Annotated in this window: 13 protein-coding genes and 1 pseudogene; 8 read left to right on the top strand and 6 right to left on the bottom strand. The window is 60.3% G+C overall.

Annotation, left to right across the window (positions count from 1 at the left end; all coding sequences use genetic code 11):
• Nucleotides 1-330: hypothetical protein (locus R7093_RS20460; protein WP_170868628.1), on the bottom strand; the 330-nt coding region annotated here is incomplete at its 3' end.
• 326 nt (nt 331-656) lie between these two features.
• On the opposite strand from R7093_RS20460, the gene R7093_RS20455 reads away from it, so the two are divergent.
• The 7 genes and pseudogenes from R7093_RS20455 to R7093_RS20425 all read left to right on the top strand — a co-directional run.
• Nucleotides 657-1394, top strand: coding sequence for a recombinase family protein (locus R7093_RS20455; RefSeq protein ID WP_001366550.1), 738 nt, complete (start codon nt 657-659; stop codon nt 1392-1394).
• Complete coding sequence (locus R7093_RS20450; protein WP_000743213.1) at nt 1391-1615, top strand: hypothetical protein; 225 nt, start codon at nt 1391-1393, stop codon at nt 1613-1615. Before R7093_RS20455 ends, R7093_RS20450 begins: the two co-directional genes overlap by 4 nt.
• Nucleotides 1616-1825: 210 nt before the next feature.
• A complete protein-coding gene (locus R7093_RS20445; RefSeq protein WP_001120888.1) occupies nt 1826-3319 on the top strand; it encodes an IS91-like element ISVsa3 family transposase in 1494 nt (497 codons plus the stop codon).
• Between the two features lie 30 nt (nt 3320-3349).
• Nucleotides 3350-4234: a DUF3363 domain-containing protein gene (locus tag R7093_RS20440; protein WP_001447541.1), complete on the top strand. Its 885-nt coding sequence runs from the start codon at nt 3350-3352 to the stop codon at nt 4232-4234.
• 216 nt (nt 4235-4450) lie between these two features.
• A complete protein-coding gene (gene floR, locus R7093_RS20435) occupies nt 4451-5665 on the top strand; it encodes a chloramphenicol/florfenicol efflux MFS transporter FloR (protein ID WP_000214122.1) in 1215 nt (404 codons plus the stop codon).
• Between the two features lie 27 nt (nt 5666-5692).
• A complete protein-coding gene (locus R7093_RS20430; RefSeq protein WP_001255015.1) occupies nt 5693-5998 on the top strand; it encodes a LysR family transcriptional regulator in 306 nt (101 codons plus the stop codon).
• A 111-nt stretch (nt 5999-6109) separates the two neighbouring features.
• Nucleotides 6110-6319 (top strand): annotated as a pseudogene (locus R7093_RS20425) (IS91 family transposase); the annotation flags it as partial.
• Here R7093_RS20425 and tet(A) read toward each other — a convergent pair.
• A complete protein-coding gene (gene tet(A), locus R7093_RS20420; protein ID WP_000804063.1) occupies nt 6265-7464 on the bottom strand; it encodes a tetracycline efflux MFS transporter Tet(A) in 1200 nt (399 codons plus the stop codon). The pseudogene R7093_RS20425 and the gene tet(A) overlap by 55 nt on opposite strands.
• A gap of 105 nt (nt 7465-7569) precedes the next feature.
• On the opposite strand from tet(A), the gene tetR(A) reads away from it, so the two are divergent.
• Nucleotides 7570-8220 (top strand): tetracycline resistance transcriptional repressor TetR(A), encoded by a 651-nt coding sequence (gene tetR(A) / locus R7093_RS20415; RefSeq protein ID WP_000164043.1) that lies wholly within the window; start codon nt 7570-7572, stop codon nt 8218-8220.
• 31 nt (nt 8221-8251) lie between these two features.
• On the opposite strand, the gene R7093_RS20410 is transcribed toward tetR(A), so the two are convergent.
• From R7093_RS20410 to sul2, 4 genes are all read right to left on the bottom strand, one after another.
• Nucleotides 8252-8494, bottom strand: coding sequence for a transposase (locus R7093_RS20410; RefSeq protein WP_000844627.1), 243 nt, complete (start codon nt 8492-8494; stop codon nt 8252-8254).
• 305 nt (nt 8495-8799) lie between these two features.
• A complete protein-coding gene (locus tag R7093_RS20405) occupies nt 8800-9636 on the bottom strand; it encodes an aminoglycoside O-phosphotransferase APH(6)-Id (protein ID WP_000480968.1) in 837 nt (278 codons plus the stop codon).
• Entirely contained in the window at nt 9636-10439 is an 804-nt protein-coding gene (gene aph(3'')-Ib, locus R7093_RS20400; protein WP_001082319.1) for an aminoglycoside O-phosphotransferase APH(3'')-Ib, read from the bottom strand. Before aph(3'')-Ib ends, R7093_RS20405 begins: the two co-directional genes overlap by 1 nt.
• 60 nt (nt 10440-10499) lie before the next feature.
• Entirely contained in the window at nt 10500-11315 is an 816-nt protein-coding gene (gene sul2, locus R7093_RS20395) for a sulfonamide-resistant dihydropteroate synthase Sul2 (RefSeq protein ID WP_001043260.1), read from the bottom strand.
• Nucleotides 11316-11372 lie beyond the last annotated feature (57 nt).

The raw sequence follows: 11372 nt of genomic DNA, 5'->3' as shown, positions 1-11372 counted from the left end.
GGTAAGCAGAGTTTTTGAAATGTAAGGCCTTTGAATAAGACAAAAGGCTGCCTCATCGCTAACTTTGCAACAGTGCCGCGCGACGAGCAGCAGCACCAGGAGCAGAAGCACGTCGAGAAAAAGCAACAGCAGATCGAGCAGCGCCCACGGCGGGCCGCTCGCATCGGATAAGTCGAAAAATCCGGCTAAAGTGGCCGAGCTGCACATCAGGCCGCGCGGTTTTCCTCCCTGATCGCCGGCGCGGTTTCTTCCTCCCTGAACCGCATGCAGACTTGCCGCCTCGGACACCCCGAGGCGGTTTTTTTTCGCCTCGCTCGAGCATCGCCGCATCCGACGATGCCGAGACGACCAGGCCGCGCACGTCGAGCTGCAGCATCGCCATTGCCGACGATGGCACCAGGTCGCCGGCGGTGGCCACCGACCTCGAGCTCGCATCGCCACATCCGACGATGCGCGCCGGCGTCGACCATCGCCAGGTCTGACGATGGCGGCCGCCCTGCCCTGGATCTCGCATCGCCATTTCTGGCGATGAGATCCACGGAGCGGCCATTTAGACCCGCCAATAACGACCCGGCCAAGATAAATCGCATGACGGCCTTTTTGGCCGGGGGTAGCATGACCGGACACTTTGCGTATGCCCAAAGGAGCCCGCAAGTATGCGCAGGACGAAGCCAGTAGCCGCGCCGATGGTGGCGCGGGTCTATCTGCGCGTCAGCACCGACGCGCAGGACTTGGAACGCCAAGAGGCGATCACTACGGCCGCGAAGGCCGCCGGCTACTACGTCGCCGGCATCTACCGTGAGAAGGCATCCGGCGCACGCGCCGACCGGCCTGAGCTGCTGCGCATGATCGGCGACCTACAGCCCGGCGAGGTGGTCATTGCCGAGAAGATCGACCGCATCAGCCGCCTACCTTTGCCCGAGGCCGAGCGCCTGGTGGCCTCGATACAGGCCAAAGGCGCACGCCTGGCCGTCCCTGGCGTGGTCGATCTATCCGACCTGGCGGCCGAGGCCCAGGGCGTCGCCAAGATCGTGCTGGAAGCCGTGCAGATCATGCTTTTTCGCCTGGCCTTGCAGATGGCCCGCGACGACTACGAGGACAGGCGCGAACGCCAGCGCCAAGGCATTGAGTTGGCCCGCCAGGCCGGGCGGTACAAGGGCCGCCGTGCTGATCCGAAGCGCCGCGCCCAAGTTGTCGCGCTGCGCAAGTCCGGCTACAGCATCAACAAGACCGCCGAGCTGGCCGGGTACAGTGCGGCCCAGGTGAAACGGATATGGGCCGAGGTCAGCCAGGCCGAAGCGAAGCAGCACGGCGCGTTCGTGGAGGACGCATTGACGGAAGCCGATGCCCTGGCCGCTGTCGGCCAGGATGAGCGCCAGGAGGAAAGGGCATGAAGAAGCCGAACCAAGACGACGAGCCGTTTTTCATCACCGAGGAGATTGCGGCCGAAATGATCGCCGGCGGCTATGAGTTCGAGCTGCCGCCCATTCCTTGCACCATCCGCCTACGCGACGTGCTGGAGCGCATGACCGATGCTGAGCTAGCATTGCAGCCGGGCGAGATCGCCGACCAGGAGCGTGAACGCTGCCGGCGCAAGCCGTGTTCAACCTCATGATCTGGTCATGGTATTTTTCATGGCACTGAGCCTGATAGTTCTTGCAAATTGTTGTCACTAAAGGGTTTTGTGTGCTTGTTTACAATCGAGTGGGAGTGACGGGCACTGGCTGGCAATGTCTAGCAACGGCAGGCATTTCGGCTGAGGGTAAAAGAACTTTCCGCTAAGCGATAGACTGTATGTAAACACAGTATTGCAAGGACGCGGAACATGCCTCATGTGGCGGCCAGGACGGCCAGCCGGGATCGGGATACTGGTCGTTACCAGAGCCACCGACCCGAGCAAACCCTTCTCTATCAGATCGTTGACGAGTATTACCCGGCATTCGCTGCGCTTATGGCAGAGCAGGGAAAGGAATTGCCGGGCTATGTGCAACGGGAATTTGAAGAATTTCTCCAATGCGGGCGGCTGGAGCATGGCTTTCTACGGGTTCGCTGCGAGTCTTGCCACGCCGAGCACCTGGTCGCTTTCAGCTGTAAGCGTCGCGGTTTCTGCCCGAGCTGTGGGGCGCGGCGGATGGCCGAAAGTGCCGCCTTGCTGGTTGATGAAGTACTGCCTGAACAACCCATGCGTCAGTGGGTGTTGAGCTTCCCGTTTCAGCTGCGTTTCCTGTTTGCCAGCCGGCCCGAGATCATGGGGTGGGTGCTGGGCATCGTTTACCGCGTCATTGCCACGCACCTGGTCAAGAAAGCGGGCCATACCCACCAAGTGGCCAAGACGGGCGCGGTCACCCTGATCCAGCGTTTTGGATCGGCGCTCAATCTGAATGTTCACTTCCACATGCTGTTTCTCGACGGTGTGTATGTCGAGCAATCCCACGGCTCAGCGCGTTTCCGCTGGGTCAAGGCGCCGACCAGCCCAGAGCTCACCCAGCTGACGCACACCATCGCCCACCGGGTGGGTCGCTATCTGGAACGGCAAGGCCTGCTGGAACGGGATGTCGAAAACAGCTATCTGGCCTCGGATGCGGTGGATGACGACCCGATGACACCCCTGCTGGGGCACTCGATCACTTACCGTATCGCTGTCGGTTCACAGGCGGGGCGAAAGGTGTTCACTTTGCAAACTCTGCCGACCAGTGGTGATCCGTTCGGTGACGGGATTGGCAAGGTAGCCGGGTCCAGCCTGCACGCCGGCGTGGCGGCCAGGGCCGATGAACGCAAGAAGCTCGAACGGCTGTGCCGGTACATCAGCCGCCCGGCGGTATCCGAGAAGCGGCTGTCGTTAACACGAGGCGGCAACGTGCGCTACCAGCTCAAGACGCCGTACCGGGACGGCACCACGCACGTCATTTTCGAACCATTGGATTTCATTGCAAGGCTGGCCGCCCTGGTACCGAAGCCCAGAGTCAACCTAACCCGCTTCCACGGGGTGTTCGCACCCAACAGTCGGCACCGGGCGTTGGTCACGCCGGCAAAACGGGGCAGGGGCAACAAGGTCAGGGTGGCTGATGAACCGGCAACACCAGCACAACGGCGAGCGTCGATGACATGGGCGCAACGGCTCAAGCGTGTTTTCAATATCGACATCGAGACCTGCAGCGGCTGCGGCGGCGCCATGAAAGTCATCGCCTGCATTGAAGACCCTATAGTGATCAAGCAGATCCTTGATCACCTGAAGCACAAAGCCGAAACCAGCGGGACCAGGGCGTTACCCGAAAGCCGGGCGCCACCGGCTGAGCTGCTCCTGGGTCTGTTTGACTGACGAGCCTGAAGGCCAACGATACCAATCAAAATGCTGCGTTCACAGCGCCGCGGCAGGGATCCGCCGTGCTGGTTGTCGGAAAAGGAGCCGCTAGTGGGAAAGAGGAGGGTAAATTTTCAGCGTTGCTGGCTCCCCGTCAGCCGGATTGGGTTGCATCGCAGGGGTGTCGAAAGAGTCAACTGCGGTCCAAAGCTGTTGGACTTGGGTGAAAAGGGCGTTTATTCTTCCTATACGTGCCGCGTTCCAGGCGGCGACTATGAGGGCTATGTCGATGCCCATGTGCGCCGGCTGGAGGCGCTACGCCGGGCCGGTATCGTCGAGCGGATCGACGCCGACCAATGGCGCATCCCCGATGATCTGGTCAGCCGTGCCGCCGCCCATGACGCCGGCCGAGACAGTCAGGCCAGCGTTCGCGTCCTTTCCCCGGTCGATCTGAACAAACAGATCGGATCGGACGGCGCGACCTGGCTGGACCGGCGGCTGATCCACGGCGAGACGGCCGACCTTGCGCCAACCGGCTTCGGGCAACAAGTCCGCGAAGCCATGGACCAGCGCCGCGAGCACCATATCGAACAGGGCGACGCCACCCGCAGCCGGGACAGCCGCGTCTTCTACCGGCGCAACCTTCTCGCCATCCTGCGGGAGCGCGAGGTAGCCGGCGTCGGATCGGATATGGCTTTGAGTAAGGGCCTGCCGTTCCGCGCCGCCACGGACGGCGAGAGCGTCAGCGGCAAGTTTACCGGAACCGTGCATCTATCGAGCGGCAAGTTCGCCGTGGTCGAGAAATCCCATGAGTTCACCCTTGTCCCGTGGCGGCCGATCATCGACCGCCAACTCGGCCGCGAGGTTATGGGCATCGTGCAGGGCGGGTCGGTGTCGTGGCAGTTAGGGCGGCAGAGGGGGCTGGAACGCTGAGTGCGCCCATGCCGCATTGCGAAGCAAAAGATAATCGGATAAAATGTAGCAATTCATATTCGTAAGCGTGGAGTAATCAGATGGGAAATTCCAAGTCAGCAGACAAGTAAGCCGCAACAACCAGTATTGTTGTTGCGGCGCTCTGTAAGGCTAGTCTCATCTGATTGCTGACGAGCAGACGTCGCCCGGTATTCCTTAATCGAGGGTTGATTCGTCATGACCACCACACGCCCCGCGTGGGCCTATACGCTGCCGGCAGCACTGCTGCTGATGGCTCCTTTCGACATCCTCGCTTCACTGGCGATGGATATTTATCTCCCTGTCGTTCCAGCGATGCCCGGCATCCTGAACACGACGCCCGCTATGATCCAACTCACGTTGAGCCTCTATATGGTGATGCTCGGCGTGGGCCAGGTGATTTTTGGTCCGCTCTCAGACAGAATCGGGCGACGGCCAATTCTACTTGCGGGCGCAACGGCTTTCGTCATTGCGTCTCTGGGAGCAGCTTGGTCTTCAACTGCACCGGCCTTTGTCGCTTTCCGTCTACTTCAAGCAGTGGGCGCGTCGGCCATGCTGGTGGCGACGTTCGCGACGGTTCGCGACGTTTATGCCAACCGTCCTGAGGGTGTCGTCATCTACGGCCTTTTCAGTTCGATGCTGGCGTTCGTGCCTGCGCTCGGCCCTATCGCCGGAGTATTGATCGGCGAGTTCTTGGGATGGCAGGCGATATTCATTACTTTGGCTATACTGGCGATGCTCGCACTCCTAAATGCGGGTTTCAGGTGGCACGAAACCCGCCCTCTGGATCAAGTCAAGACGCGCCGATCTGTCTTGCCGATCTTCGCGAGTCCGGCTTTTTGGGTTTACACTGTCGGCTTTAGCGCCGGTATGGGCACCTACTTCGTCTTCTTCTCGACGGCTCCCCGTGTGCTCATAGGCCAAGCGGAATATTCCGAGATCGGATTCAGCTTTGCCTTCGCCACTGTCGCGCTTGTAATGATCGTGACAACCCGTTTCGCGAAGTCCTTTGTCGCCAGATGGGGCATCGCAGGATGCGTGGCGCGTGGGATGGCGTTGCTTGTTTGCGGAGCGGTCCTGTTGGGGATCGGCGAACTTTACGGCTCGCCGTCATTCCTCACCTTCATCCTACCGATGTGGGTTGTCGCGGTCGGTATTGTCTTCACGGTGTCCGTTACCGCGAACGGCGCTTTGGCAGAGTTCGACGACATCGCGGGATCAGCGGTCGCGTTCTACTTCTGCGTTCAAAGCCTGATAGTCAGCATTGTCGGGACATTGGCGGTGGCACTTTTAAACGGTGACACAGCGTGGCCCGTGATCTGTTACGCCACGGCGATGGCGGTACTGGTTTCGTTGGGGCTGGTGCTCCTTCGGCTCCGTGGGGCTGCCACCGAGAAGTCGCCAGTCGTCTAACCGACGACTGGTAGCAGGCCCGCTCCGATGCGGCGCACTAACCATCGAAACCTCGTGAATGTCGGTATCCTGTCTGGCAGGATACCGCTCATTTCCCTTGTTCAGTTCATCGCCGTCGCCGAGCATCTGAATTTTCGGCATGCGGCCAAGGCACTTGGTATCAGCCAGTCGAGCGTCAGCGCGCGTGTGAAAGCGCTGGAGGATAACCTTGGTGTCCTGCTATTTGAGCGCCATGCGCGGGGCGTTCGGCTAACAGACGCAGGCAGGCACTTCATGGAGCGTGTCACGGCGGGTGTCGATCAACTCGATCACGCAGTGAAGACCGCGGAGTGACGGGCACTGGCTGGCAATGTCTAGCAACGGCAGGCATTTCGGCTGAGGGTAAAAGAACTTTCCGCTAAGCGATAGACTGTATGTAAACACAGTATTGCAAGGACGCGGAACATGCCTCATGTGGCGGCCAGGACGGCCAGCCGGGATCGGGATACTGGTCGTTACCAGAGCCACCGACCCGAGCAAACCCTTCTCTATCAGATCGTTGACGAGTATTACCCGGCATTCGCTGCGCTTATGGCAGAGCAGGGAAAGGAATTGCCGGGCTATGTGCAACGGGAATTTGAAGAATTTCTCCAAAGCCCGCGACGCAGCGCCGGCAGGCAGAGCAAGTAGAGGGCAGCGCCTGCAATCCATGCCCACCCGTTCCACGTTGTTATAGAAGCCGCATAGATCGCCGTGAAGAGGAGGGGTCCGACGATCGAGGTCAGGCTGGTGAGCGCCGCCAGTGAGCCTTGCAGCTGCCCCTGACGTTCCTCATCCACCTGCCTGGACAACATTGCTTGCAGCGCCGGCATTCCGATGCCACCCGAAGCAAGCAGGACCATGATCGGGAACGCCATCCATCCCCGTGTCGCGAAGGCAAGCAGGATGTAGCCTGTGCCGTCGGCAATCATTCCGAGCATGAGTGCCCGCCTTTCGCCGAGCCGGGCGGCTACAGGGCCGGTGATCATTGCCTGGGCGAGTGAATGCAGAATGCCAAATGCGGCAAGCGAAATGCCGATCGTGGTCGCGTCCCAGTGAAAGCGATCCTCGCCGAAAATGACCCAAAGCGCGGCCGGCACCTGTCCGACAAGTTGCATGATGAAGAAGACCGCCATCAGGGCGGCGACGACGGTCATGCCCCGGGCCCACCGGAACGAAGCGAGCGGGTTGAGAGCCTCCCGGCGTAACGGCCGGCGTTCGCCTTTGTGCGACTCCGGCAAAAGGAAACAGCCCGTCAGGAAATTGAGGCCGTTCAAGGCTGCCGCGGCGAAGAACGGAGCGTGGGGGGAGAAACCGCCCATCAGCCCACCGAGCACAGGTCCCGCGACCATCCCGAACCCGAAACAGGCGCTCATGAAGCCGAAGTGCCGCGCGCGCTCATCGCCATCAGTGATATCGGCAATATAAGCGCCGGCTACCGCCCCAGTCGCCCCGGTGATGCCGGCCACGATCCGCCCGATATAGAGAACCCAAAGGAAAGGCGCCGTCGCCATGATGGCGTAGTCGACAGCAGCGCCGGCCAGCGAGACGAGCAAGACCGGCCGCCGCCCGAAACGATCCGACAGCGCGCCCAGCACAGGTGCGCAGGCAAATTGCATCAACGCATACAGCGCCAGCAGAATGCCATAGTGGGCGGTGACGTCGTTCGAGTGAACCAGATCGCGCAGGAGGCCCGGCAGCACCGGCATAATCAGGCCGATGCCGACAGCGTCGAGCGCGACAGTGCTCAGAATTACGATCAGGGGTCTGTTGGGTTTCACGTCTGGCCTCCGGACCAGCCTCCGCTGGTCCGATTGAACGCGCGGATTCTTTATCACTGATAAGTTGGTGGACATATTATGTTTATCAGTGATAAAGTGTCAAGCATGACAAAGTTGCAGCCGAATACAGTGATCCGTGCCGCCCTGGACCTGTTGAACGAGGTCGGCGTAGACGGTCTGACGACACGCAAACTGGCGGAACGGTTGGGGGTTCAGCAGCCGGCGCTTTACTGGCACTTCAGGAACAAGCGGGCGCTGCTCGACGCACTGGCCGAAGCCATGCTGGCGGAGAATCATACGCATTCGGTGCCGAGAGCCGACGACGACTGGCGCTCATTTCTGATCGGGAATGCCCGCAGCTTCAGGCAGGCGCTGCTCGCCTACCGCGATGGCGCGCGCATCCATGCCGGCACGCGACCGGGCGCACCGCAGATGGAAACGGCCGACGCGCAGCTTCGCTTCCTCTGCGAGGCGGGTTTTTCGGCCGGGGACGCCGTCAATGCGCTGATGACAATCAGCTACTTCACTGTTGGGGCCGTGCTTGAGGAGCAGGCCGGCGACAGCGATGCCGGCGAGCGCGGCGGCACCGTTGAACAGGCTCCGCTCTCGCCGCTGTTGCGGGCCGCGATAGACGCCTTCGACGAAGCCGGTCCGGACGCAGCGTTCGAGCAGGGACTCGCGGTGATTGTCGATGGATTGGCGAAAAGGAGGCTCGTTGTCAGGAACGTTGAAGGACCGAGAAAGGGTGACGATTGATCAGGACCGCTGCCGGAGCGCAACCCACTCACTACAGCAGAGCCATGTAGACAACATCCCCTCCCCCTTTCCACCGCGTCAGACGCCCGTAGCAGCCCGCTACGGGCTTTTTCATGCCCTGCCCTAGCGTCCAAGCCTCACGGCCGCGCTCGGCCTCTCTGGCGGCCTTCTGGCGCTCCTGCTGCGGCGTCCGCTCGTGGGCCGTGGCGCGGGTCCGCGCGCCGGCCTCGTGCGCCTGGCGCTCGCGGGCGAGGTCCAGGGCGGCCGTCTTCACGTTCTGCCTTGCGCAGATGAGATAGATCTAGCGTGGACTCAAGGCTCTCGCGAATGGCTCGCGTTGGAAACTTTCATTGACACTTGAGGGGCACCGCAGGGAAATTCTCGTCCTTGCGAGAACCGGCTATGTCGTGCTGCGCATCGAGCCTGCGCCCTTGGCTTGTCTCGCCCCTCTCCGCGTCGCTACGGGGCTTCCAGGGGTCGTTTGCGGGAAGGGGCGGAATCCTACGCTAAGGCTTTGGCCAGCGATATTCTCCGGTGAGATTGATGTGTTCCCAGGGGATAGGAGAAGTCGCTTGATATCTAGTATGACGTCTGTCGCACCTGCTTGATCGCGGCCGCGATAGCTAGATCGCGTTGCTCCTCTTCTCCATCCGCGTTCCAAGCTGCGGAAAGGCACCCATAAGCGTACGCCTGGTCGAGCAGGCGACGCGGATCGACGTCCAGCGCACGAGAGAATGCGTCCGCCATCTGTGCAATGCGTCTAGGATCGAGACAAAGGTCGTCTCTGTCAGCCGGATCGTAGAACATATTGGCGGCGCCAAAGCCCACTTCACCGACCAGACCGACGGGATCTATCACCAGCCAGCCGCGACTGGAGAACATGATGTTTTCATGATGCAGATCGCCATGTAGCCCACGCAGTTCCGAGGCATTGCTCATCATTTGATCGGCTATAATCGCCGCGTGGACGTAGTCAGTTTGACAACCTGCGTTTTGATCATCGCGCGCCCGCTGAAACAAAGCTGCAAAGCGATCCCGGATCGGGAGAAGGGCAGAAGGCAGGGGTTCCTCAGATGCGGCATACAGCTTCGCCATTAGTTCCGCTGCAATTTCGGTCGCCTGGTAGTCGCCGTGCTCGGCAACGATGTGAGAGAGCATTCGCTCCCCGGCATATTCGAGCAACATCAGATTGTTCTCACGACCGAGCAACCGGACTGCTCCCCTCCCATTGCGCCATACCAGATAGTCGGCCCCGCGCAGTTCATCAGCAATGTCTTCTATAGGTTTCAATCCCTTGACGATTGCAGGAGTCCCGTCTGGCAATGAAACTTTCCAAACGAGGCTGGAAAAGGTGTCCGCAATGAGAACAGGTTGCGAAACGTGCCAATGAGCAGGAAAAACAGGCGGCATGAACATCAACCCCAAGTCAGAGGGTCCAATCGCAGATAGAAGGCAAGGCGTTCGCGGTCGGGGGCTTCGATCCCCAATACATTGAATAGGACAGCGAAGGCGCGCTCTGCTTCATCTGGCGCTGCCCAGTTCTCTTCGGCGTTAGCAATCATGAGTGCCAAATCGGCATAGCGATCTGCTGTTCCGAGCCGCCCAAGGTCGATCAGACCCGTGCATTGAAGAGTTTTAGGGTCCACCATGAAGTTCGGCATGCAGGGATCACCATGGCAAACAACCATATCGGTGCGCTCTTGGTCGAGCCGCACCGGTAGCTCTCGTTCGACACGAGCCAAAAGATCGAGCTGCGGCGTACTCTTGTCCTCGTCCGGTAAGAAGTCGGGATTGACGGCATTGCGGGACACCACATCAACGGCGCGTCCGAACATTCGCGACAGCCTGCGCTCAAACGGACATTGATCAACCGATAGGCTGTGAACAGCGCCAAGTTGCTGCCCCATTGACGGCCACGCTTTGAGCAAATCCGCTCCAGACAGATCAGCCGCCGGTACTCCCGGAATTGCCGTTATCACCAAGCATGCACCCTCCTGTTCCTCCTGCCAGTTGATGACCTCGGGGCAAGCCACACCTCGACCTTTGAGCCAAATGAGGCGGTCACGCTCTCCAGCGAGCTCACCGCGGCGGGAAGCAGGTGCGATTTTCGCGAAGGCATGCCCGTCACCACGTCGAAAAACAAAATCACCAGATTCTCCGCCTCTGACAGGCAACCAGTCAGAATGCGATTCACCAAAAAAAATATTAGTTCGATTCAATGGAGGTTCCTTCAGTTTTCTGATGAAGCGCGAATATAGAGAAATATCCCGAATGTGCAGTTAACGAATTCTTGCGGTTTCTTTCAGCGCCGCCAATACCGCCAGCCCGTCGCGCAAGGGGCGCGGCTCGTGTGTGCGGATGAAGTCAGCTCCACCTGCGGCGGCGGCAAGCTCTGCAGCGAGTGTCGCGGCCCCGACATCCCCCGGACCACGGCCTGTGAGCGCGCGCAGAAAGGATTTGCGCGAAACAGACAGAAGCACCGGCAAATCGAAGCGCAGCCGCAATTCATCGAACCGCGCCAGCACCGAGAGCGAGGTTTCGGGAGCAGCCCCCAGAAAAAACCCCATGCCGGGATCAAGGACAAGGCGGTTGCGTTTGATACCGGCACCCGTCAGCGCCGCGATGCGCGCGTCAAAGAACGCCGCAATGTGATCCATGATGTCGCCAGCGGGTGCCTCGCGCCGATCTGCCTGCCCGTCTTGCACCGAATGCATAACGACGAGTTTGGCAGATGATTTCGCCAATTGCGGATAGAACGCAGCGTCTGGAAAACCGCGAATATCATTGAGATAGGCCACACCACGCGACAAGGCATAGGCTTGCGTCGCGGGTTGATAACTGTCGAGCGAGACGGGAATGCCATCTGCCTTGAGCGCGTCCAGCACCGGCGCGATACGCGCGATTTCTGTGTCGGACGAAACAGGCGCGGCGTCGGGATTGCTGGATGCCGGACCGAGGTCGATCACATCTGCCCCCTCGGCCATCAGCTTACGCGCCTGCGCAATGGCTGCGTCTGGCGCCAGATACCGGCCTCCATCGGAGAAACTGTCCGAGGTTATGTTGACGATGCCGAAAATGATGAGCGATTTATTCATGGGGGCTTCTATAATAATAATAATCGAGCATGAGTCTCATACGGATGCTCGGGTCGA

It is taken from the genome of Vibrio sp. 1580 (genome assembly GCF_033340055.1).
Note: the sequence above shows the minus strand (reverse complement) of the source record. Positions and strands in the feature narration are given on the sequence as shown.